Below are 22,967 nucleotides of genomic sequence, written 5' to 3'. Positions count from 1 at the left end.
CAAGCATTTCCCATGCTTATTGGGGAGTAGATTATCACTTATAGGCGTGGTCTAAAATCCTAGAACCACATCAGACTGTTTCGTTAAGCTAAGTAAAAATGCTTTTTATGTAGTTTATTAACTATCAATTTGTTTAAAAACGAACCCCGCTTAAAAGTAAATTTAAACGGGGTTAGCATTATTGTGTACGCATCTAGCAGCTCTTTATTGATTATATTCTTAAGGCAAAACGTCAATGGTAGAGTTCCCTAGCACGGATATCTGACACCGTTTTCAGAATAACGCGCTAATAAAGTTTAAAAGAATGAATATAAAACCTTATAAAAATGCTGATAATTTTCTTCTGTATATTTGATTTTAATAAAACCATTGATCTTTATAGTTTTTCTATATGATTAAGGATAGAATATGGAGTAAAATTACATTCAAATAATACAGTTTCATTGAAATTTCATCTATACACCGTATATTAGTACTTGCGCTGCGCTCAACGCAGTGCTTGCTCATAACGAGAGGAACACCTCATGAATAAGTTTACAATTGCCGCTTTTGCTACGTTAATGACCCTTACAGGTTTCAGCATGCAAGCTTCGGCATCGGAACAAGAATGTAAAAAGTTACAAGATAACTATAACCTGATCTATGCATCTAAAGGCTTCTGTTTTAAAGATGCAGATGCTAAAGCCAAGTATGGTAATGAGAACTGTCATACCACTAAGCCAAAGTTTTCTGACAAAGAACAGCAACGTTTAGATGAAATCAAAGCGCGTCAAAAAGAACTGAATTGTAAGTAATATTTCTTCGCCCCTCTTTGCAAACATCGAGGGACATTCCAAAACATCTATGATTTAAATTAAAGGACTAAGCATGGCATACGATGACCAGAATATTTTCGCAAGAATTCTTCGTGGAGAGTTACCCGCGATTAAAATTTATGAAGATGAGCAAGTTCTTGCGTTTATGGATATCATGCCTCAAGCCGATGGTCATACCTTAGTTATCCCTAAGACACCAGCAGTTACCTTACTCGACCTCCCTGCCGATGCAGCTGCCTATACGATTCAAATCGTTCAAAAAGTTGCTCAAGCGATGGAAAAGGCTCTCGATGCCAAAGGGATAGTGCTTATGCAGCTTTCAGGTGCTTCTGCTGGACAAACTGTACCACATGTGCACTTCCATTTAATTCCGAGTTCTGTCCACGAGTTAGGACGTCATGCGGTGCAAATGGGTGATCAAGATAAGATTCAGGCACTCGCTGAAAAGATCAAAGCAGCACTTTAATCTTTGAAAATATCTTAAACGGAGCAATGACTCCGTTTTTTTGTTTTTGTAATTATATAAAAATCAATAAGAAACAAAATTATCATTCCATATAAATCGTCACCAAACTGTCATTTTTCTTTCACTTCTCTGTAACAAAGTTTGTCGATACTGCATACAAGTTAGTGAGCTATGTAACTTTTTGTACACGAGCAAACTTATAACAGTAACTAAGGCAACTGCCATTTACAAAAAAGTGTTTTGGAGAAATCTCAATGAAAAAATTGCTTCTTGCTGCTACTGTAGCAACATTAGCCATGAATGCAGCGCAAGCAGCACCAACATTGTATGGTAAGCTCAATGTGACGCTCGATCAAATCGACAAGAATGGCTTTAAAGACGAAAGCGTAACAAAAGTAAATTCAAACGCTTCTCGTATTGGGGTAAAAGGCGAAGAAAAATTAACAGACAACCTTTCAGCAGTTTACTTAATTGAATGGCAAATCAATGCAGATGGTGACGGTGATCAATCTTTTACTAACCGTAACCGCTTTATTGGTCTTAAATCAGATGGCGTGGGTACATTAAAAGTTGGTCAATACGACTCTTACTTCAAAACTGCAGCGGGCAATAACCAAGATATCTATAATGATCACAACGAACTTGATATGACCGCTATTTTAGCTGGTGAAGATCGTTTAAAAAATGTGATCGGTTTTGAAACTGACAAAAAATTGTTAGGCGGCTTGGCTTTCAACATCATGTTCCAACAAGGTGAAGAGTCTTCTGCTAAAGAAAATGCAGCTAATGGTTATAAAGGTAGTCGTGATGGTTTTGGTGACGGCGTTTCTACTTCGATCACTTATGACAATAAAGACTACGGCTTTGCTGCGGCGGTAGCAGGTAACTACGGTATCGCATCTAAATATGGTGCTTATAGCTTATCTGGTATCTATACCGATGCAATCCGTGTAACTGGTTCACTTGATTTCACTAAGTTAGGTCTTGATGGGTTTGTATTGGGTGCTTTATGGCAAACAGCTCAACCAACAGATGACACGGTTACAACAACAAGCGGTTCTGATGTAACATCATATAAAGGTTTACAAGAAGATGCGTATGGCGTAACTGCAGCGTACAAGATCCCTTCTACGCCGATCAAGTTAAAAGCGCAGTATATCTCTGCAACAACAGAATCAAATGGTCGTGATGATCGTAAACAAGATCTTTATGGTCTTGGTGCAGACTATCAAATCAACAAACAAGCACGTTTCTATGGCGTAGTTGGCCAACAAAAACGTGATTGGTTAGTGAAAGATGATAAGAAAACAACTATCGGTTTAGGTATGGAATATAACTTCTAATTTGAAGATTATTTTCTAACAAACTAAAAGGGCTTGATGCCCTTTTAGTTTTACATTGAAAAAAGAAAAATCGTGGCTAAGCTATTCACACAAACAATCAGAACAAAAAGTGACCGTAAAAATTTCGAAAGAGCTTTGTTTGATTCATTTTGAATGAGCTTTACACCTACGGGATGCATCTAATTAACATTCGATTTAAATTATAAAAGAAATAAAGCCCATATTTACATGAGCTTTATTCCTTGTTTTTATTACACTTATAGGTTATTTCTTTAAGAACCCACTCACAATATTCATCACATTTTGAATATCATTATTCGCTTCTTGAGGACTCGTACTAGAGCCTTGTGGAGTTAAAGAATCAATCACTTGTGGTAAAACCGATGCAATTGCGCCATAAATCGCTTGTTTAGGGGCTTGTGTTTGCTGTGCAACCTGCTCTACATCTTGATCATCAAACAAACTCTGCATATTTTGAGTCGGTATATCCGTATTATTCGGTTGATTAGGATCAACCCAACTTTGTACTTGATTGGCTAAACCCGCATTTTTAAGTTTATCCAGTGCGCCTTGTAAACCACCTTGCTTTTGAATCCAAGCAAGTACCAATGGCAACACAACGATAAGAAGACTTTGCGGATTACTACGGTTAGAAGCAGTTGTTCCACCGCTCAATTGGCCAAGTACCGAACCTAAAACACCGCCCAAACCACCTTGTTGGTTTTGCGTATTTTGTTGTTGTCCACCAACTTGGCTTAGTACTGATCCAAGTATGCCACCCAAACCGCCTTGTCCTGATTGTTGCTGACCGCCTAAAGCTTGTTTTGCTAACATTTCAACAATATTGCTTAAATCTGTCATGGCTTACACGTTCCTTTTGGAATTATTTATTCCAAAAGCATACGCTGCTTTGAAAGCCCAGAACAAAATTGAATTGTTAAATTTTGCAAGGGCTTGCAGTTAACCTATACTAAATCTCTGTCTTTGAAAACAGAGACATTTTTAGATTTACCAGCGAAATTTATTCCAGTTTTCAGGATTCGCCCAAAACTTGGAATTAAACCAATCAGGCACATGTTTATAGGTCAAAATATTAAATTGCCACAAAGCAAAATCGTTATCATGCGTGGTCTTGTCAATCAATTGAGTGAAGCCTAGCGAACGAAGTAATCTTTCGTCATCTAATTGACTCACAACTACGATACGTTTTGCCATTAAATCACGCAATTTGACAAGCAACTGCGCTTTTTGTGTTTGGCTGACGTTTTGCATCTCTACGGTATTAAAAAATACAAAACCTAAATCATAGCGCTGCGTAAATGGCAGACTTAGAAAGTCAGTTACGTTAAAATAATGCCATTGAATGGACGCATTTTGGTCAATCTGTTGACCAATACAAAGTGCAGTATGTATGGGCTGTTCTTTAGATAAATCGTCTAGCATAGAAGTGATGACATTTTGTTCAGCCATAACTGCAACCCTTGATTGAGAAAGATGAGAGTTTATTAATGGAACTACAAGGCATTTGTCATAAAATGCATGCAGCGCTCAAAACGCATAGTGTAACTGATCAACCAATACACAAGGCAAATGTTGAATATAAATTTATATTGGATCGTTCAGAAACTGATCTGCCATTTGTGTTGGGTCAAGAGCTAGAGATCGAATGGACAGGCAATATTTTCTGTACATCATGTGGTGCTAAAACACCTAAATCCTATTCCCAAGGTCATTGTTTCAAATGTTTCAAGACCAAGGCAGAATGTGATCTATGTATTATGAAACCAGAAACTTGTCATTATCATCTTGGAACTTGTCGTGAAGATGATTTTGCACACAATGTTTGTTTCCAGCCACATATCGTTTATTTGGCCAATTCAAGTGCGCTAAAAATTGGTATTACACGTATCGTCAATATGCCAACACGATGGTTAGATCAAGGTGCGACTCAAGCACTGCCGATCCTGAAAGTTGGTTCTCGCCGTTTATCTGGTCATTTAGAGACGCTGATTGCCAGTCAAGTCGCAGATAAGACGGATTGGCGAAAGTTACTTAAAGGCGAAGCCGAACCTTTAAATTTGATTGAACAACGTGATCAAATCATTGAAACGTTTGCACCAAAAATTCAAAGCATTCGTGAAGAGTTTAATCAAAATCTTGAGTTTGATGAAGGCTTAGAGTTTTTGGAAAACGAAGCTCAACGTGAGTTTATTTACCCTGTTGATCATTATCCTGAAAAGATAAAATCACTGAACCTCGATAAAACCCCAAAAATTCGTGGCGTTTTACAAGGCATTAAAGGTCAATATTTATTGCTGGATATTGGCGTGATCAATATTCGTAAATATACGGGGTATGAACTCATCCTTCGTGCATAAGTAAAAAGGTGGCATCTAAGCCACCTTTTCATTCTTTTTACTCAGCTTCTAAGCATTTCAAAATGGCTTGTACTGGGTCTTCAGTATTTCCAGAGATCAACTGCTTATGCATACTCAAGTGTTGCATCATTTGAATATGTGCCGTTTCATGATCCATCAATTTTTCAATCTCAGTCGCAAGCTGTTTTGGCGTAGCATCGGATTGGATCAATTCTTCTATCACCTTTTTACCCGCAATAATATTGGGCAATGCGTAATATGGAATTTTGACGAGAAACTTGGCAATCATATAGGTAAGCCAATGCAATTTATAAAAAGTCACCATTGGACGATGCAGCAACATCGCTTCAAGTGTGGCTGTGCCTGATGCAAGTGCCACAATATCACTGGCACTCATCACCATACGCCCGATCTTTGATTCATTATCGGTATTTTCTAAAACATGAATCTTGGCTTTTAGGCTGATATCCAAGTTTTGGATACCTTGCGCTATCTGCTGTTTTCTCGCATCGTTGATGGCTGGGATCAAAAACTCAAGCTCAGGATGTTTCCGATGTAAGATTTCGGCTGCACCAGTGAGTAAAGGCAATAAACGTTCAATTTCACCGCGACGGCTACCCGGCAATAGCGCAATATGCATTTTATGTGCAGATAAACCAAGCTGATGTTTTGCTTCTATAATTGGATTTTTTAAAGGCAATTGCTTTGCCAATGGGTGACCAACAAAGGCGGCTGCAACATCATAGTTTTCATAAAAGGTTTTTTCAAATGGGAATAAACACAGCACTAAATCAATACTTCGCTTGATGCTATGGACACGTCCCTGACGCCATGCCCACACTGATGGGCTCACATATTGAACAGTTTTTATCGGTAAGTTCTTTTCTTTTATCGTTTTCGATAAGCGTAAATTAAAATCTGGTGCATCTATCCCAATAAAAATATCTACAGGTTGTTCAGTCCAACGCTCAACTAAGCCATCACGTACAGCAAAGAGTTTTTTTAGGTCTTTTAAAACTTCAACAATGCCCATGACCGATAATATTTCCATTGGATAAAAACTATGGAAACCCTCGGCAATCATTTGTGGACCACCAATCCCTTCAAATTCAGCATCAATACCTTGTTCACGAAAACTGCGCATGAGTTTTACACCCAACGTGTCTCCAGAAACTTCCCCCACTACAATGCCAATTTTTAGTTTTTGCTTTAACAAGACTAACGCCCCATTCAAAAGTTTAAAAGATTCTAACAGAATGATTTTACATCGAATCACAGCAAACAATGTAATTTGTTCATGATTAGTGAAGATCATTTTAATCTAATAAATCATTGATTGGGTGAATGAGCATCTAGATTTGCGATAAATCAGCAATTGCTTGCGCTGTATATAAACATTAATATAAACAAGAATCATTTACATGTGTGATTTTCTCTCCTTCTGCTATTTCTAAGTACATTTATGGCTAAATCCACTTCCCTAACATTTGCCTACCGACTGAGTGTGTTCTATCGCTTTATATTTATATTCGTGCTTGGCTATTTAGCAATGATGTATTTGAGTTTAAGCCTAACGACACTATTCAACTATTTTCTAGATAAAGCAGAAGCAATTTTTCTCGCGGCATTTATCTCGATTTTGTTTTATTTACTCTTTGTTATTGTTGGATTTTGTTTCAACTCATTATTGAAATTGACATTGCTCAGTTTGGCTTTGGTGGGACTCTTGTTTGGCTTATCTGCGGGTTTAAATTAAAATGCAAAATAAAGGCGTCCGCCAATCAATGGCATGGTTACATGCTTGGACTGGCTTGGTTTTTGGATGGCTTTTGTTTGCCATTTTTTTGATGGGAACGAGTTCTTATTATCGTCATCACATAAATTTGTGGATGCAGCCGCAACTTGCACAATATCAAGTGAATCAAGATGTGGCGATAGGCACTGCGACTGATTATTTAGAAAAAAATGCGGCAGATGCGAAGTCATGGTATATCGGCATTGCCAATCCTGAGCAGCCTGTAAATAAAATTTATTGGGAAAAGGCAGATGGTAGCTATGAAAGTCGGAACTTAGATATTAACACTGGGCAAGAATTAAAATTATCAGCAACACAAGGTGGCGAATTTTTCTATCGTTTCCATTACCAACTTTATGGGATGCCGATCCTCATCGGGCGGCTGATCGCGTGTTTGGCCGCATTTATCATGTTGGTTGCTTTGGTTTCAGGCATTATTACCCACAAAAAAATTATTACTGATTTTTTTACCTTTAGAACCTTTAAATCACAACGCTCTTGGCTCGATTTTCATAATGTGTCTTCTGTTGTGGCATTACCTTTTTTTCTCACCATTACTTTTACAGGTTTAGCGATATTCTTTTATCTGTATCTACCCTTAGGTATGAAAAAATTATATCCAGATAATCCATATCAATATTTCACTGAAATCAGAACAGTGAACCAAAGCAATAACAATAATGCCGCACCTAAACCCGCTGAAACAGTTTCAATTGCAACCCTCCTCACCCAAGTACGGCAACAATGGGGAGATCAAGCACTTGCAACGATCGAAGCAAAAAATCTAAATACAGATCAAGCAACCATTACATTTAAACAATTGGAAGATCGATCAATTACCTTAAATCAAGCGCAAATTAGCTTTGACGGTACAGGTAAAATTCTTGCAGATACTCGAAACAACAGTGCTGTAGCGACCCTAAACTTTGGTGTTTATAGCCTACATATGGCAACTTTTGCACAGCCTGCGCTGCGATTTGCTTTCTTCCTGTCAGGGCTTCTTGGTTGTTTAATGATTGCTTCTGGTTTGTTGTTATGGAGCTTAAAACGTCAGATTCAAAATAAATCAAATCAGTTCCATTTTGGCTACTACTTGGTTGATCGCTTGAATGTTGCTGCATTTGTTGGTTTGCCTATTACAATGCTTGGCTATCTTTTTGCCAACCGATTGGTGCATCTAACAGAAACCATGCCTAACTATGAGATTTATACGTTTTTCATTGTTTGGGCACTGAGCTTCATTATTGCACTTATAACGAAACAAAAATATTTATGGAAATCACAGATTCTCATTTTTGGATTGCTCGCAATTGCTTTGCCTATATATAACTTGCTTTATCTAACTCACCATCGGCTCATTTCAGATCTACAAAGCTATTGGCCTTTTTTGCGGATTGATTTATTTCTGATCGCTTGTGCACTCTTTGCTGTATTTATTTATCAAAATATTCAACCTATTCAAGCCAAAGCGCACAATAAATTGAAAGCGAAACTTGACCGAAAAGAGACAAAAAAATGATGTTATTTGCACTTATCCTGATTGGCTTAGGCATGACGTTATTATATCAATGCAGTGATAAAGCGATCCGCAAAATTAAACCGAAGCGTCAACCATTCGTACAGCGCTTTCGGTTACAGCTAAGAATGTGTGCTTTTTTCTGTTTTTTCTTGGCAGGTGCTTTGCTGTGTTTAATCTACGGGTCTTCAATCGGTTTTGTAGGATGGTGGATCTTTGCAACGCCTGTAACCTTCTTATTAATTTTATGGGTCAACGAGCTTAAATCTAATTAAACAATCGAGAACTAAATAAACACCCCCAATTAAATCAATCTTAATTGGGGATTTTCATCTATCACAAAATAAATACTCTAGGTGTTTGTTAGTACTGAATTAATATTTTGCACGTAGTGTCAACATAAAGTTACGTGGTGCACCAAAGAAGTTCTGACGAGAAGTTCCACTGACTTTTTCCCAATAAGATTCATCAAACAAGTTATATACATTTAAACTGGCTTTGATATTTGGATTGATTTTGTAACCAATGGAAGCATCTACCACAGTATAACCATCGGATTCAATGCGGACTTGACCTGATTGACTATAAAATTTGCTAACATAACGTAAACCAGTACCAATATCTAAACCTGAAATCAGTGTGTCTGGCAATTTATAATGTGTCCATAAATTGAAGCTATGTCGTGGCGTGAACGTACTAAATGTTTTACCTTCGTTCTTATTGTCCTTAAGATATTTATTATCATTGTAAGCATAACCTGCACTGAGATCCCAATCTTGGGAGAGCTTACCAACCGCGTCGACTTCGAAACCCCGACTACGTACTTTTCCAGAAGCAATAGAATAACGGTCATTGAGAGGATCATCCATCGCACGATTTTTATCATCAATCTGGAAGATTGCTGTTGAAAGATTAAGTTGATCGTTAAATAAACCAGCTTTCATTCCCAACTCGATTTGACTGCCCGTGCGTGGATCAAGTTGAATACCAACACCATTAGGATTATTGGAATCAAATCGATAGCTATTTTGCGGTTTGAAAATTTGTGAATAACTCGTATACGCTGAAATTTGCGGAGTAATATCCCATAGAAGCGAGGCATAAGGCGTAAGTTCTGCACTTTCTTTATAATTCGTTTGGGTGTTTTTTATAACGCCATCCGAAACCAGTGCAGTTGATGTATTATCCCACCAACTAATGCGTCCACCAGTGATTAAACTCACATCGTCAAGCAGTTTTAGCCTCAACTGACTATAGATGCCGTAGTTTTCTAGTTCACTTTTCGAAACATTAATCCCATAAATAAAATCCGGCTTGCCGAAAGCATATTGATTATCATGGTAGACATTCACGACACCTGACAACGTATTTCGATACGATGTGTAGTCAGTTTCACCTTGACCTTTCAAATAGTCAGCACCAATTAAGAAATTATGGGTTTGTCCAAAGAGTGAAAATGGCGTACTTAAATATAAATCTGCACTCAGGTCTTTATCTTCACGTTTGAAAGCCAATGCATTGAAATTGATCATATCTCCATTGGCATTGGGTACTACAGGATCACTGTATTGTGCATCATTTTTACGCGTAACATAACGTACTGTGGCTTTAACTTCACCATCATGATTTAAAGCTTGTTTAAATTCACCAAAAAAAGATTTACTCTCTAGTTGTTGATTGTTCCAGTCCTGAATAAAAGAAGTCGATCTCGAAACATTCAAAAGTTTCCCATTCGCCCATGTTGGGATTCCGCGGGATAAGACGGTATCGATATATTGGTAGGTCGCGCCCAGCGATACCGTCGCAGTATCAGTAATGTCAAATTCCATCGTCCCATAAGCAAGTGCTTTGCTATTATCATCAAGACCATTGATATAGGTATCAAATGACTGTAATGCGGTGACAAAACGGCCACGCACTTTACCATCTTCACTTAATGCACCAGTAACATCCAAATCTGTACGATAGTTATTCCACGACCCTACACTCACTTTGGTTTCCAGTGATGGCGTAGCAAGTGCTTTTTTCCGCACCATATTGAACGTTACGCCTGGCTCGCCTGCACCACTGAATAGACCAGCAGCTCCACGCAATACCTCGATCTGATCATAAACAGCTAGATCAATATAGCTACCGTTAGAGTCAGTTCTTAGCGTTGTACCATCCATTTGATAGGTATCACTTCCATATCCACGCGCATTAAAAATGGAATACGTACCCGCTGAATCAAAACGTTGAACAGTAACCCCTGTAACATTTTTCATTGCATCTTCGAGCGTATTAATATTTTGATCATCTAAACGCTGACGTGTCACCACAGATACAGATTGAGGTGTGTCTTTTAAAGAAGTATTTGATTTGGCCAGTGTAATTTGTTTTGCAACATAACTAGGTTCTTGTTCTGCCTGAACCTGAATCACAGGAAGTCTTTGGACATCTTCTTGTGCATGAAGATGTTGAATTAACAGTAAATTCGTACCCATTATCATTTGAGTTGCCCAAGCCAAAGGCTTTAATTTACCCATATCATCCCCCGATGATGTTGTGAAAATAAAATAGAATTTGCAGCGCCAAGCACAAATAAGCCAGAAATCATGATGATGTTCTACGTTCTAGTTTATGAAGTTGAAGGTATTAAATTCAAAAACGCCATATCCTTGTGACCAAGCACATACCATCAAGGAGAATATATGAATTTTAATATAAATAATAATAATTATCATTTCTATCGCTTAGCATTTTTTTGCATAAGGAAATCACTTTTCATCACAACGAGTTAGCTAAAAAAGAAATAAGATATGCTGTTTTTTGCATAATTTAGGCATATCGTCGATGTTTGGTCCAATGGAATTTATTTTAGCTGGTGTACTGGTTGGTTTCTGCGTTGGAATCACGGGTGTCGGCGGTGGTTCATTGATGACACCGATTTTAATCAGCTTATTTAAGATTGAACCGCATATTGCCATTGGTACAGATTTACTCTATGCCTCAATTTCAAAATTTTGTGGTTCATTGGTTCATGCCAAAAAACTAAATATTGTATGGCCGATTGTCCTATGGTTAGCATTGGGCAGTATCCCTGCCTCTTTCGCTACCTCTTGGGTGTTAGAACATTATTTGAGTCAATCCGCACACTATAAACCAGTATTGACCATGGTTTTAGGTGTAATGTTGACCTTGACGGGTATCTCAATCGTCTTCCGTGCTCAAATTGAAAAGTTCTTCGATCGTTTTAGAAATCGTGAACAAGCCAATATGGAAAGCGAACAACATGCCCTACAGCATAAACGCCGATATATTGTGTTTATGGGCATTATTTTAGGGGTGTTGGTAACTCTGTCTTCTGTCGGTGCAGGTGCTTTTGGCATCATGGCGTTAGTGATTATGTTCCCCAATTTACCGATGATTCGTATCATTGGTTCTGATGTTGTGCATGCTGTATTACTGACTGCTGTCGCTGGTTTGAGCCACATGTCTTCTGGCAATGTCGACTTCAGCTTATTGATGTGGTTATTGGTTGGCTCTATTCCTGCAATTATTGTGGGAACATTGATCAGCTCGCATTTACCTGAACGATTTATCCGCAAAATCTTAGGAATCACGCTATTTGCATTGGGTATAAATTTCATTATTAACCCTGTAAAAGAGAAACCGAAACCTGTTGAAACAACCCAAGTGGTTCTGATTCAGCAAATAACTCATTCTACAACAATAGTTTAAGTATTAAATAGCCGATTGTTTATACATAAATGATGCGAATCGCTAGTTAATCAATCGGCTTTTCGTGCTATATTCGTAGACAAATTAACCTCTTCTTTCGATTGAATTTGTGACAGCAATGAATACTCTACAGTCAAATCCAGTTTCTCAGCCAGATATCGACGACGTTAACATTAAAAGCATTCAGACTTTGATTACTCCAGCAGAACTTAAAAGTGACCTTCCTTTATCAGAAGTTGCCTACCGAACTGTACTTAATGGGCGTAACACGGTTCGTAATATTTTAGATGGTAATGATAAGCGCTTGTTTGTCGTGATCGGGCCTTGTTCTATTCACGATACCAAAGCTGCGCATGAATACGCAGATCGCTTGAAAGTGCTCAGTGAAAAAGTAAAAGATACTTTATATATCGTGATGCGTGTTTATTTTGAAAAGCCACGTACAACTGTGGGCTGGAAAGGTTTGATCAACGATCCTGATATGAATGACTCTTTCAATATTGAAAAAGGCTTGCATATCGGTCGTGGGCTTTTGCTTGAATTGAATGAAAAAGGCTTACCATGTGCGACTGAAGCACTTGATCCAAACTCTCCTCAATACTATCAAGACTTAATTTCTTGGTCTGCAATTGGTGCACGTACTACAGAAAGCCAAACACACCGTGAAATGTCTTCGGGCTTGTCATCACCTGTGGGCTTCAAAAATGGTACTGATGGTGGTTTAACGGTTGCAACCAATGCGATGCAATCCGTAAAACATGGTCACAGCTTCTTAGGCTTAAATGAAAGTGGTCAAGTTGCGATCATCAATACCAAAGGTAATCCATACGCGCATGTGGTTTTACGTGGTGGTAATGGCAAACCGAACTATGATGCAACTTCAGTTGCTGAAGCTGAAGCAGCTTTAGCCAAAGCGAAAGTCAGCACCAAAATCATGATTGACACCAGTCATGCCAACTCAAACAAAGACCCGTATTTACAACCATTGGTTTTGAAAAACATCACAGAGCAAATTCTTGATGGCAACAAATCAATCGTGGGTATCATGGTTGAGAGTCACTTAAAAGGTGGACGTCAAGACATCCCTGAAAATCTGTGTGACCTCGTATATGGTCAATCTGTAACAGATGGCTGTATTGATTGGGAAACCACTGAAAAAGCATTATTAGAAATGCATGAAGCGTTAAAAGACGTTTTACCAAATCGTTAATCTTTGAATAGATCAAAAACAGGCTCTCATGAGCCTGTTTTTATTTTTGATAGATCAACTATGTTTTGAACTGTAAGTTTTTTTTAATTATACTGCTGCCACATTCCTCCTGCGACGTATCACCGATATGAAGCCCAGTTTTCGTCAACATATGTACAAGTGGCGTACCTTATTGGGTACGATAACTTTGCTTTGTTTACTCTGGCATATCTTGTTACCAACCATGGTACATACTGGCGTCGTACCTGCACTTTATGCAATGCCATCACATTGCCAAGTCACAGAAATTCAAAAAGTCACACTGTTATCGACACAAGTACACAGCAACGATCATAGTGAACATCACCACCATACGATGCAGCAGCATAATCATCACCTTGATCATGCTCAACACGGTTCACAGCTCAGTGAATATGCACAACAAGTCTATGCACTTGCTAGCCAAATTATGAAGCATTGCCCACTGTGTACCTATGGTTTAGATGCAGCCGCAATTATTCCATTGCTTGGCTTGATTATCATTTTCTTATTGGCTTGGTTTAGTCGTGTACGCTGTTTGTGCCATGCGTGGACACAGGATCTGTATATTCCACGTATTTTCTATATTTCCCCCCTTAAACACGCTCCGCCAGTCGCTCTATAAATCGCAAACTTTTACATACGTATCCAGTTCATCACTGCGATACAGCTCGTTTAATGCTTTTATAGAGTTTTCAAAATGACGACTTATTTTCGTTTGTCAGTCTTAACGGCTGCGTGCCTGTCTGTGACTTACAGTTCATTGGCGATTGCTGAAGAAAATCCTGCACAAGATACCAAAACCTTAGCGACTATTGTGGTTACGGCAAGTCGTGAAGGTGAATCTCTCAATAATACCCCTGCTGCGATTAGCCAAATTAGCAACCAAACATTAGCCGATAAAAATGCCACTTTTATTGGGCAATTGGTCAATCAAACCCCTGGGGTATTGATGAATGACTTGGGTAATGAACAACATATGATGTCGATTCGGCAACCGATGACTACAGCAGCAGTTTATCAGTATTTAGAAGATGGTATTTCGGTTCGTCCTGTTGGTGTGTTTAACCATAATGCGCTCTATGAACTTAATCTTGCGGGAATTGATCGTATTGAAATCTTACGTGGTCCAGCCAGTAGCTTATATGGAAGTAATGCCATTGGTGGCACAATTAACTTTCTAACCAAAGCACCAAGCACAACACCGACTGCTGAAATCGGCGTACTTGCGAGTAGTGAAGGATATCGCCGTATAGATATTGGTGCTTCAAATACATTTGATACTGAATCTGGTGAACATGGTCTACGTTTGTCTGGCTACGCAAGTGATCGTGGTGACAGCTGGCAAGATCACGCCGAAAGTAATAAACAAAGTCTGACTGTGCGGCATGATTGGAACATTTCTGATGCCACACAAATCAAAAATATTGCCAGCTATAACCATCTAAAAGCCGACATGACTGGAAGCCTGAACGGCAAAGATTTTAGTGAACGTCCGGGTTATAGTTACCAGACATTTACCTATCGTGAAGTCGATTCCACCCGTTTATCTTCACAGATTAGCCATGCTTGGAATGAGATCAATCAAACTCAAGCAACCATATATTATAGAGACAACACCACTGAACAAAACCCAAGTTATAGCATTCGTACTGATATGCGGAATGGTGTGCCTACTGGAACTTATACAGGTCAAACCACTTATAATCAGTTCAAATCTTATGGTTTAAATTTGCAACACGCCACGAGCTTTGATCAAGTGAAGTGGATTGTCGGTACGATGGCAGAACATACGCCAAACAAAGCCAGAACCAATGATATTGAAGTATTTCGTGATCCAAAAACACGTATTTATACAGGTTTTAAACCACGAAAATTATTACGTGATTTCAATGTCGATGTCGATAACCAAGCCATTTACACCCAAGTCAATTGGCAAACATTCGATAACTTAAATCTAGTTGCTGGTGCTCGCTACGACTGGATTAAATATGACTATCAGAATAATTTAACGCCATCAAATGTTACGGGTGCACCGAACGAAACACGTCGCTTCCATAAAGCCAGCCCACAACTTGGCTTTATTTGGAATGCACACCCCCTGTTGGATATCTATAGCAACTGGTCACAAGGTTTTGTACCGCCAGAAGTCAGCAGTTTATACGGTGCAAACTTAGTGACACCAAATTTGTCTGAAGCAACCTTTAACAATATGGATCTTGGTATACGCTTCAAACTTTTCGATGAACGTTTAGATGGTGAAATTACGCTTTATCGCTTAGATGGAGAGGATGAAGTCATTAGTTATACTAAACCTGATAATACCCGTGAACCCCGTAATGCAGGTAAAACACGACATCAAGGCATTGAAATTGGCGGTACTTGGAATATTACGGATCAATACGATCAACGCTTGAAACTATCCGGAAGTTGGGCGAAACATGAATTTAAGCAATTTCAACCATCAGCAAGCTTAAATTATAATGGCAATCGTATGCCAAGCGCTCCAAAGGCATTTGGTACAGTTGAATATCAAATTAAACCCTTTCCTGAGTTGTTGTTGTCCGCTGAAGGTGTCTACGTCGGATCATACTGGATCAATGATGCCAATACTGAAAAGTATGATGGGCATACGGTATTAAATCTACGCGCAACCTATCGCCGCAATGCTTATGAAATCTATGGTCATATCATCAATGCCGCAGACGCGCATTATGCTGAAAGTACCTCATTTAGTAATAACCAAGCGAGCTTTACCCCTGCTGCACCGCGTACCTATTTATTAGGTTTACGCTATCATTTCGGGAAATAAGCCATGAATGCCAACCAACTCAAAAAGCTACTGAGCTTTCATCGTAGCCTTGGAATGGTGTTGGGCATTTTGGTTCTATTTTGGGCTTTAACAGGTGTGTTGCATCCAATTATGAGTGCAACACAACCGCAGCCTTTGAAACGAATGCCTCCACCGCAACAACTAGATTTAAACAATGCTTTACCAGCAAAAACGGTCTTAGAGCAAAATCAGATCAAGCAATTTTCTGCACTTCAAGCCATTCAAATCAATGCCGATCAAACAGCATATCGGGTATTGGGCACAGACCAAAATATTGCTGAATACTATGATGCGCATTCAGGTCATCGTATTGAAAATGCAGAATCACAAGATGCCAAACGTTTAGCCGTTTGGTATACAGGTCTTGCTGAGGAGCATATTGTTTCCACGCAACTGGTTACAGAATTTAGTGATGATTATCCGAGTGTAAATCGCTTGTTGCCAATCTGGCGTGTTGATTTTGATCAAGGTTTACGTGCCTATGTTGATCCTAGTCACGCACGACTTGCCACAATTTCTAATGACCAAAAGATGTGGATGGCACGGATTTTCCGCTTAGGTCATACATGGACGTGGAATAATCAGCAATGGTTTGGTCAAACTATTTTGATGCAGCTCGCCCTAATTGGCATACTGGCAATCACTTGCATGGGAATCGGACTGTTTTTCAAAATTCATAACCGAAAAAACCATCGTTTACGTCAGAAACCAGTTCGATTTCTACATCGCTATTTAGGTATCAGTCTGAGTGTCTTTATTTTGCTTTGGGTGATCAGTGGTTTTTACCATCTTTGGCAAAAGAAACCCGAGATTGAAAATATTCAGCCTATTTTCAAGACACAAGATTTAGATCAAACGTCGTGGCAACTCGCAACTGTTCAGCCGATTCAACGTTTACACCTAGCACCCATGTCATTCGATCACGATCAAACACGGGCTGCGTGGATGATTCAACTCATCGGCAAAAAAGACATGCAAGGCAGTATGACCGCAGCCAAAGAACATGATCATCATGGTTAGAGTAAAAATCAAACACCTGCGATCCAATGGATTGATGCTGAACAAGCCAAACCAGTTGACGTGCTTGAGCAAAGTAAACAGCTCGCTGCCGATTATCTCAATGTACCGATAGAAAGAATTAGGCAAAGTTCATGGATTACCAGCTTTGGTGGGGAATACGGCTTTATCAATAAACGTCTTCCAGTGATTAAAATTGATACCTATTTAAACGATCAATTACGACTCTATATCGAGCCAAGTAGCGGTGTAATCGCGGCAAAAGTCACGGCACAGGATGCACTCGAAGGCAAAAGTTTTACTTATTTGCATAAGTGGAGTTGGTTACCGATTGATAAAATTGTTCGTGATATCTTATTAGGTTTAATCGCTGCATTGATTGCTATTTTGGTGATACTAGGCTTCTGTGCCTACTGTAAAAAAAGATAATGTTTTTTGATCCTCTCACGAACAATGAGAGGATCAATATCTATCGAGATTCGATTTCATGAGCCTAAGACAGATAGAAAAATGTAATCAGAAAACTGATCAAAACACCCATCTCTGATAACTCAATCGAAGCACCAATCGTATCACCAGTAATCCCACCAATTCTTTCAATGAACTTCGCACGTAAATAAAACAGCAGCAGTAAAAAAATTGCTAAACAAATAATGCCAGACCATCCAAACACACAAAGAAATGACAATGTAATGACAAATACAATCCATGTTGCCATTTTAGGTATCAGATCAGCAATAGAACGTCCTAAACCTTGTTTTCGCACATAGCTTGTGGTTAGGAAAAGAAATAAAGCCGCACTTCGCCCAATTGCAGGAACAACAATCAGAAATACAGATAATTGTTGCTCTAATAACACATAAATAGCGACAAATTTAAGCAAGCAAAGCATGATCAAACTTAAAACACCGATAGGCCCGCATGCGGGATCTTTCATAATTTTAAGTGTACGTTCAGGATCACCGAAACCACCGACCCATGCATCTGCGGTATCTGCTAATCCATCGAGATGTAATCCGCCAGTCAGCCAAATCCACAATACTAAAATAATACTTGCCAGCAATAAGGTTGGCAGTTTGAATAGCAATATTGAGCAGGCAAATAAAACCAAACCAATCAATAGTCCAATGAAAGGATAAAACAAAATGGCATGCGCATTTTGCTGCGCGGTTGGCATATTTTTTAATTGAATCGGTAAAACAGTTAAAAATTGCAAGGCAATCCAAAAAGGTGTCATGCTAGAAATCTCAGCCAAGCTATATCTTTTATTCGCCCATTATGAAGAAATAAAAATGGGAATAGCAAGCCTATTCCCATCCTAAGAAATTATGAAGTTAGATTATTGAATTTGATAGCATTGTTTAAGCTTTAAAGAATCATAATAAAAACTGTTTGCGCGATATCGAGCATAGTTACATGAAGGTTTGAACAAGGTTTCTTTTTCATTGTAGAGCATTTTGACTAAGGTACTTCCTTGAGCATTTTGATAAATATCCCACTGTAAATTGGCCGCCATAGGCGATACCAATTCACCTCTCCATGCACTATTTGTATAGTTATAGGTTTGGCGTAATGGCAAAGTTTGCATCATGTTATGCAACTCAAAAGTCGTCGCAAGCGGAATAATGATTTCAGCATGCGCAAAGCGTAAAACTGCACGATGTGATTGTTGTTTATCTACGACTGCATCGACCTGCTTAAACAGATCTTGTTTCAATCCCTGAGCAATCGCACTGGTGACTTGATTCGACTCGCTAAAGCTGGGACCTTTTTCATAGAAATCATTGGCATCATTAAATTCTGCATAGAACTTTGCTGCATCTTCAGGCATATATTTATCAAAATCGACACCTTTGAGTTCACTCTGCATACCTCCCATGATTGAATAAAGCTCATATAAATAAGCGGCTGCATCCACAGCACTAGTAATGCTATTTTTACCCTTGCCTTTTTCAGTAATGGTTTCCCCATTCGGTGCGACTACGCTATATGAACCATTATTGCTAAAAGTATAAGCCTCACTCGTCCCTAGTTTTTGAATAAACTCAGCTTTGAAAATTGGCCTAAGCACTTGCATTGCAACCGTTTCAGCACGTGTATCACCTGTCAGTTCTTTCAGCTTTTGAGCTAAATCCTGATCTTCTTCGGCAAATTTCTGGTAAGCCTGGCTCGCATCATAAACGGCTTTTTCTTGCTCAGATAAAGATTGAGCCAAATCTTGATCTGCCGTTAACTTATGGAAATAAAGCTTGAAGCGATCTACACCACCATCTTCAACTGTTGGCACACTTTCACTGGCTAGGCTAGTATATGAAATTGGTGTGATTTTATCTTTAAGCTTTTGGTTTTGTTGAATAAGTTCATCAGTAAAAAACTTAGCGCTATCCACGGCACGGTCTACACCCGAACTTTGCACTAAAATAGATGACGCTTGGCTTTCTGCTGCTTTAAATAAATTTGGTAGGCGTTGCAATAATCGATCTGCAATTCCTCTATGCTCTAAAATCCCCGTCAAACTTTCATTGCCATAACCAAACTGGCGAATACCTTCTACACCATAGCCTAACAGAATATTTGCTTTCATCATGCTTTCTAGATCTGCACCGAGTTTTTCACCTAACGGGGTCAACGCATTTTCAGCCTTTGCCTGTTTCCATAGATTATAAAGTGCTAAATCATATTTGATACTGGACAAGCCTCGGGAACCATGACGTGCAACTAATTCAGTAAAAACAGGTTCAAATCCTTGTGGAATTGGCTCATATTTTTTTAGATCTTGTAAGGGCTGATAAGGTGTTTTTGTTTGATAATATTTTGATGGTGTACTATTTTCAGGCTTTGTTTGTGGTTGCTGATGATCATCATTGTTGCAAGCGACCAACAAGATACTTGCGCATAACACACTGCTTTTAAATAATATATTCATGAATTTTTTGCTTATAGATAAAGAAGTGCCATGTATCATAGACAGGAGCAATGACAGTTCTATTACACCATTCAGTAAAAAATTTAAATACAATCGTATTTCGAAGCTAAGGAATAAGTGACTTTTCCATAAAACCAATCTCACTTTCAGCTTCAAGCAACTCTAATCGATACAGTTTTCCCAGTTCAGCAGGCATTTTTAACAATTCATTTAAATCATGTTGTCTTGCTAAACAGGTCAGTAACTTTATTACTCCACCGTGCGTAACAATCAAAGCAGTTTTCCAATTATTGTCCTGCATTTGCTGATGAATTTGTTTAAAACCAACTAAAATTCGTTGTTGGAATCGAGCTAAAGACTCGCCATTTGGTGCTTGATATTGAGTTGGGAATTGCCAAAAATTTGCCAGTAACTCAGGGGTATTTTCATAAATCGTTTGAGTTGAAATACCCTCCCAATCGCCAAAATACATTTCTTTGATGTGCGGGTTAATAATGAAAGCTAAGTCTAATTGTTTCGCCAAGTTTTCAGCGAATAGACTGCATCGTTGCAAAGGTGAACTAAAAATAACATCCCAATGCTGCTGGGCGTCAAGATGGCGTTGAACGGTTGTTTGCATCTGCAACCAGCCCTGCTCGGTCAATTCATCATCAAGGTGTCCACGTAAAGTATGACTTTGCGTTGTTTCACCATGACGCAATAGATCAATCTGCAACTTTATCACCTGTGACGGCTGCTTCTGCAAAGGTTGCCATCTGATTATGTAGCACACAAGCAAGTTGAATCATTGACAAGGCAGCACCCGCACCACTGCCTTCACCTAATCGTAAATTCATATTTAAAATAGGTTGAGCTTTGAGTTCTTTTAGGATTCGTTGATGCCCATACTCAGCAGATTGATGACCAAACAACATCCAATCTCTCACACTAGGTTGAATACGCACTGAACATAAAGCCGCCACAGAACTAATAAAGCCATCAACCACAATTGGCATACCGATCTGAGCACAACGAAGATAGGCGCCAGTCATTGCGGCAATTTCTAGACCACCAACCGCTGCAAGTATTTTTAAAGCATTATTGCCAGTATTTGGTGCATGAAGTTTTATAGCTTGATGAATGACTGCAATTTTGTGCTGAAGTTGTTGATTGTTAATTCCTGTACCGATACCGGTTAATTGCTCAGCACTTTCATTTATTAATAAACTTGCCATTGCAGATGCGGAACAGGTATTTCCAATACCCATCTCACCAGCAATAAAGATATCTGCTGCTTGAGATTGTGCCAAATCAACACTTTGTTTACCTAATTCCATTGCTGCAATGCATTCTTGCTCAGTCATTGCAGCGTGTTTAGTGAAGTTCGCCGTACCAGCTCGAATACAATGTCGTTCAACACCAACATAATCATAAACATCGCCCACCGTACCGCAATCAATCACTTGCAAGTGTGCTTGATGACATTGGGCAATGACGCTAATCGCAGCGCCACCAGAAGCAAAGTTTTGAAGCATTTGCCGTGTAACCGCTTGAGGATAAGCAGAAATATTTTCTGCAACCACACCATGATCCCCTGCAAAAACACTAATCCAAGGTGTTTTAATTTGCGGGTAAACTGTTGCTTGCAATCCAGCTAAGGTAATCGCAATCTGTTCAAGATCGCCAAGCGCACCTGTGGGCTTGGTTAACTGCAATTGACGTTGTTCAGCTTGCAATTTTGCATTCATATCGGGCTGTTTAACAGGTTCCAACCACCATTGAACAGATTCTGTCATGCTATTTCTCATCTTTTAAAATCATTGGAAAGCCCGCCACACAAAACACAACTTTATGTGCTAACTGCCCTAAAGCTTGATGTAAACGCCCTGCTTCATCGACAAAATGACGACTAATTTCGCCCATCGGCACCACGCCAAGCCCCGTTTCATTACTGACGAGAATGATTGTTGATTTTAACTTTGGTAATACATCTAAAAGTTTTGCGGTTTGTTGTTGCTGCAATTCAATATCATCGTGCAGCAATAAGTTCGTCAACCATAAAGTCAGACAATCAACCAAAATCAACTGATTTTCTTGATCCAATTGCAATAATTTATCAGCGAGAAAGATCGATTCTTCACAAAGCTTCCACTCCGTTGGGCGTTGTTGCTGATGGTGCTCTATTCGCTGTTGCATTTCGTCATCAAGTGCTTGAGCTGTTGCCACATACACCACAGATAAGCCGCTTTCTCTAGCGACTTGCTCAGCTAAACGACTTTTACCTGAACGTGCGCCACCTAAAATCAGTTGCAACATATTTAATCCAGTCTAATTTGGTGATAAGGATAAAGTAATCCTTGTAAAATCTGAGCTTTATAATAGCCGAAAGTGAGTTGATTGACCTGAATTTTAAATTTTCGTAGTGGCAGTTTTTGAATACGTTGCAGAACAAACTCACTTTTCCAAGCTGCACGATAAAGTCCCAATGTGATGTGCGGACAATATACTGGCGCGGCAATTTCAATTGAGGTTTGTGAAAGTTGCTGACGGATTTTAGTTAAGACATTATTTTTATCATGAATGTGCAGAAATAAAGCACTGCTAAAACTATCAATATGCATTACTTCGAGCTCAAAAGTATCGAGCTGTAATTTTTCAAGCTGTTCAATCTGCTGATTCAGTTTATAAACTTCAAAATCATCATCAAACTTCGGTGAACTTTCTGTTAAGAAACCTGCAACAAATAAGGTGATGTGGTATTGGCGTTGATTCGAAGGAATCAGCAGATCTGAAAATGCTTGTTGTAATTGTTCTAGATATACAATCAGTTCAGGCTGATTTATTTCGATATACCACAAACCGTATTTGACCCGACCATGATGCCATTCTGGATAATCATGAATACCTGTTGCCATCAGTTTTGTAGATGCTTGCAATAACACAACTTATAG

21 protein-coding genes and 1 pseudogene are annotated in these 22,967 nt (G+C 38.9%); 12 read left to right on the top strand and 10 right to left on the bottom strand.

The window, feature by feature from the left end; translation table 11 throughout:
• Window positions 1-524: 524 nt before the first annotated feature.
• The 3 genes from F991_RS10055 to F991_RS10045 all read left to right on the top strand — a co-directional run bounded on the left by F991_RS10055 (window position 525) and on the right by F991_RS10045 (window position 2,624).
• The gene (locus tag F991_RS10055) at window positions 525-794 is read left to right on the top strand and encodes a YARHG domain-containing protein (RefSeq protein WP_004671048.1); all 270 of its coding nucleotides are present in this window, start codon (window positions 525-527) and stop codon (window positions 792-794) included.
• Window positions 795-867: 73 nt separating this feature from the next.
• Window positions 868-1,281, top strand: a complete 414-nt coding sequence (locus F991_RS10050) for an HIT family protein (RefSeq protein WP_004671044.1) — start codon at window positions 868-870, stop codon at window positions 1,279-1,281.
• A 254-nt stretch (window positions 1,282-1,535) separates the two neighbouring features.
• Window positions 1,536-2,624: a porin gene (locus F991_RS10045; RefSeq protein ID WP_004671043.1), complete on the top strand. Its 1,089-nt coding sequence runs from the start codon at window positions 1,536-1,538 to the stop codon at window positions 2,622-2,624.
• A 264-nt stretch (window positions 2,625-2,888) separates the two neighbouring features.
• On the opposite strand, the gene F991_RS10040 is transcribed toward F991_RS10045, so the two are convergent.
• Window positions 2,889-3,485 (bottom strand): YidB family protein, encoded by a 597-nt coding sequence (locus tag F991_RS10040; protein WP_004671041.1) that lies wholly within the window; start codon window positions 3,483-3,485, stop codon window positions 2,889-2,891.
• Between the two features lie 147 nt (window positions 3,486-3,632).
• Window positions 3,633-4,094, bottom strand: a complete 462-nt coding sequence (locus F991_RS10035; RefSeq protein WP_004671040.1) for a DUF6231 family protein — start codon at window positions 4,092-4,094, stop codon at window positions 3,633-3,635.
• A gap of 38 nt (window positions 4,095-4,132) precedes the next feature.
• On the opposite strand from F991_RS10035, the gene F991_RS10030 reads away from it, so the two are divergent.
• Window positions 4,133-5,002, top strand: coding sequence for a DUF2797 domain-containing protein (locus tag F991_RS10030; RefSeq protein WP_004671039.1), 870 nt, complete (start codon window positions 4,133-4,135; stop codon window positions 5,000-5,002).
• Between the two features lie 37 nt (window positions 5,003-5,039).
• Here the strand turns inward: F991_RS10030 and lpxB are convergent, their stop codons facing one another.
• Window positions 5,040-6,218 (bottom strand): lipid-A-disaccharide synthase, encoded by a 1,179-nt coding sequence (gene lpxB, locus F991_RS10025; RefSeq protein ID WP_171063437.1) that lies wholly within the window; start codon window positions 6,216-6,218, stop codon window positions 5,040-5,042.
• A 246-nt stretch (window positions 6,219-6,464) separates the two neighbouring features.
• Between lpxB and F991_RS10020 the strand changes: the two genes are divergently transcribed.
• The 3 genes from F991_RS10020 to F991_RS10010 are packed head-to-tail and all read left to right on the top strand — an operon-like array spanning window position 6,465 to window position 8,588.
• Entirely contained in the window at window positions 6,465-6,758 is a 294-nt protein-coding gene (locus F991_RS10020; RefSeq protein ID WP_004671035.1) for a hypothetical protein, read from the top strand.
• Window position 6,759: 1 nt separating this feature from the next.
• On the top strand, window positions 6,760-8,316 hold the full coding sequence (locus F991_RS10015) for a PepSY-associated TM helix domain-containing protein (RefSeq protein ID WP_004671033.1): 1,557 nt from the start codon (window positions 6,760-6,762) through the stop codon (window positions 8,314-8,316).
• On the top strand, window positions 8,313-8,588 hold the full coding sequence (locus F991_RS10010; protein ID WP_004671031.1) for a hypothetical protein: 276 nt from the start codon (window positions 8,313-8,315) through the stop codon (window positions 8,586-8,588). The genes F991_RS10015 and F991_RS10010 overlap by 4 nt, the downstream gene beginning before the upstream one ends.
• 99 nt (window positions 8,589-8,687) lie before the next feature.
• Here F991_RS10010 and F991_RS10005 read toward each other — a convergent pair whose 3' ends face one another.
• Window positions 8,688-10,838 (bottom strand): TonB-dependent siderophore receptor, encoded by a 2,151-nt coding sequence (locus F991_RS10005; RefSeq protein ID WP_004671029.1) that lies wholly within the window; start codon window positions 10,836-10,838, stop codon window positions 8,688-8,690.
• Window positions 10,839-11,145: 307 nt separating this feature from the next.
• On the opposite strand from F991_RS10005, the gene F991_RS10000 reads away from it, so the two are divergent.
• The 5 genes and pseudogenes from F991_RS10000 to F991_RS09980 all read left to right on the top strand — a co-directional run bounded on the left by F991_RS10000 (window position 11,146) and on the right by F991_RS09980 (window position 17,540).
• Window positions 11,146-12,033 (top strand): sulfite exporter TauE/SafE family protein, encoded by an 888-nt coding sequence (locus F991_RS10000; RefSeq protein WP_004671027.1) that lies wholly within the window; start codon window positions 11,146-11,148, stop codon window positions 12,031-12,033.
• Between the two features lie 118 nt (window positions 12,034-12,151).
• On the top strand, window positions 12,152-13,243 hold the full coding sequence (locus F991_RS09995; protein WP_004671025.1) for a 3-deoxy-7-phosphoheptulonate synthase: 1,092 nt from the start codon (window positions 12,152-12,154) through the stop codon (window positions 13,241-13,243).
• A 127-nt stretch (window positions 13,244-13,370) separates the two neighbouring features.
• Window positions 13,371-13,886: a hypothetical protein gene (locus F991_RS09990; protein WP_004671023.1), complete on the top strand. Its 516-nt coding sequence runs from the start codon at window positions 13,371-13,373 to the stop codon at window positions 13,884-13,886.
• Window positions 13,887-13,961: 75 nt separating this feature from the next.
• Window positions 13,962-16,073 carry a TonB-dependent receptor gene (locus tag F991_RS09985; protein WP_004671022.1) on the top strand — a complete coding sequence of 704 codons (2,112 nt, stop codon included), beginning with the start codon at window positions 13,962-13,964 and terminating at the stop codon, window positions 16,071-16,073.
• A 3-nt stretch (window positions 16,074-16,076) separates the two neighbouring features.
• Window positions 16,077-17,540, top strand: a pseudogene (locus F991_RS09980) (PepSY domain-containing protein).
• A 64-nt stretch (window positions 17,541-17,604) separates the two neighbouring features.
• Here F991_RS09980 and F991_RS09975 read toward each other — a convergent pair.
• From F991_RS09975 to F991_RS09950, 6 genes are all read right to left on the bottom strand, one after another.
• The gene (locus tag F991_RS09975) at window positions 17,605-18,348 is read right to left on the bottom strand and encodes an adenosylcobinamide-GDP ribazoletransferase (RefSeq protein ID WP_004671017.1); all 744 of its coding nucleotides are present in this window, start codon (window positions 18,346-18,348) and stop codon (window positions 17,605-17,607) included.
• A gap of 102 nt (window positions 18,349-18,450) precedes the next feature.
• Window positions 18,451-20,037 (bottom strand): histidine-type phosphatase, encoded by a 1,587-nt coding sequence (locus tag F991_RS09970; RefSeq protein ID WP_004671015.1) that lies wholly within the window; start codon window positions 20,035-20,037, stop codon window positions 18,451-18,453.
• Between the two features lie 106 nt (window positions 20,038-20,143).
• Window positions 20,144-20,752: a histidine phosphatase family protein gene (locus F991_RS09965; protein WP_004671013.1), complete on the bottom strand. Its 609-nt coding sequence runs from the start codon at window positions 20,750-20,752 to the stop codon at window positions 20,144-20,146.
• Window positions 20,742-21,812 (bottom strand): nicotinate-nucleotide--dimethylbenzimidazole phosphoribosyltransferase, encoded by a 1,071-nt coding sequence (gene cobT, locus F991_RS09960; protein ID WP_004671011.1) that lies wholly within the window; start codon window positions 21,810-21,812, stop codon window positions 20,742-20,744. The genes F991_RS09965 and cobT overlap by 11 nt, the downstream gene beginning before the upstream one ends.
• Window position 21,813: 1 nt before the next feature.
• Entirely contained in the window at window positions 21,814-22,332 is a 519-nt protein-coding gene (gene cobU, locus F991_RS09955) for a bifunctional adenosylcobinamide kinase/adenosylcobinamide-phosphate guanylyltransferase (RefSeq protein ID WP_004671010.1), read from the bottom strand.
• Window positions 22,333-22,334: 2 nt separating this feature from the next.
• The gene (locus F991_RS09950; protein WP_004671009.1) at window positions 22,335-22,931 is read right to left on the bottom strand and encodes a 2'-5' RNA ligase family protein; all 597 of its coding nucleotides are present in this window, start codon (window positions 22,929-22,931) and stop codon (window positions 22,335-22,337) included.
• Window positions 22,932-22,967: the final 36 nt, after the last annotated feature.

This window comes from Acinetobacter sp. CIP-A165 (assembly GCF_000367985.1).
Classification (GTDB): domain Bacteria; phylum Pseudomonadota; class Gammaproteobacteria; order Pseudomonadales; family Moraxellaceae; genus Acinetobacter.
The sequence above is the reverse complement of the archived record's forward strand: the minus strand, read 5'-3'. Positions and strand labels throughout refer to the sequence as shown.

Bases quoted from the DNA above. Each gene is read 5' to 3' on its own strand.
- F991_RS10050 (WP_004671044.1), top strand. From the start codon at position 868: ATGGCATACGATGACCAGAATATTTTCGCAAGAATTCTTCGTGGAGAG.
- F991_RS10030 (WP_004671039.1), top strand. From the start codon at position 4,133: ATGGAACTACAAGGCATTTGTCATAAAATGCATGCAGCGCTCAAAACG.
- F991_RS09985 (WP_004671022.1), top strand. From the start codon at position 13,962: ATGACGACTTATTTTCGTTTGTCAGTCTTAACGGCTGCGTGCCTGTCT.
- F991_RS10035 (WP_004671040.1), bottom strand. From the start codon at position 4,094: ATGGCTGAACAAAATGTCATCACTTCTATGCTAGACGATTTATCTAAA.
- F991_RS10040 (WP_004671041.1), bottom strand. From the start codon at position 3,485: ATGACAGATTTAAGCAATATTGTTGAAATGTTAGCAAAACAAGCTTTA.
- F991_RS09995 (WP_004671025.1), top strand. From the start codon at position 12,152: ATGAATACTCTACAGTCAAATCCAGTTTCTCAGCCAGATATCGACGAC.
- F991_RS10055 (WP_004671048.1), top strand. From the start codon at position 525: ATGAATAAGTTTACAATTGCCGCTTTTGCTACGTTAATGACCCTTACA.
- F991_RS10010 (WP_004671031.1), top strand. From the start codon at position 8,313: ATGATGTTATTTGCACTTATCCTGATTGGCTTAGGCATGACGTTATTA.
- cobT (WP_004671011.1), bottom strand. From the start codon at position 21,812: ATGACAGAATCTGTTCAATGGTGGTTGGAACCTGTTAAACAGCCCGAT.
- cobU (WP_004671010.1), bottom strand. From the start codon at position 22,332: ATGTTGCAACTGATTTTAGGTGGCGCACGTTCAGGTAAAAGTCGTTTA.
- F991_RS10045 (WP_004671043.1), top strand. From the start codon at position 1,536: ATGAAAAAATTGCTTCTTGCTGCTACTGTAGCAACATTAGCCATGAAT.
- F991_RS10000 (WP_004671027.1), top strand. From the start codon at position 11,146: ATGTTTGGTCCAATGGAATTTATTTTAGCTGGTGTACTGGTTGGTTTC.
- F991_RS10005 (WP_004671029.1), bottom strand. From the start codon at position 10,838: ATGGGTAAATTAAAGCCTTTGGCTTGGGCAACTCAAATGATAATGGGT.
- F991_RS09990 (WP_004671023.1), top strand. From the start codon at position 13,371: ATGAAGCCCAGTTTTCGTCAACATATGTACAAGTGGCGTACCTTATTG.
- F991_RS09975 (WP_004671017.1), bottom strand. From the start codon at position 18,348: ATGACACCTTTTTGGATTGCCTTGCAATTTTTAACTGTTTTACCGATT.
- F991_RS09950 (WP_004671009.1), bottom strand. From the start codon at position 22,931: ATGGCAACAGGTATTCATGATTATCCAGAATGGCATCATGGTCGGGTC.
- F991_RS10020 (WP_004671035.1), top strand. From the start codon at position 6,465: ATGGCTAAATCCACTTCCCTAACATTTGCCTACCGACTGAGTGTGTTC.
- F991_RS10015 (WP_004671033.1), top strand. From the start codon at position 6,760: ATGCAAAATAAAGGCGTCCGCCAATCAATGGCATGGTTACATGCTTGG.
- F991_RS09970 (WP_004671015.1), bottom strand. From the start codon at position 20,037: ATGAATATATTATTTAAAAGCAGTGTGTTATGCGCAAGTATCTTGTTG.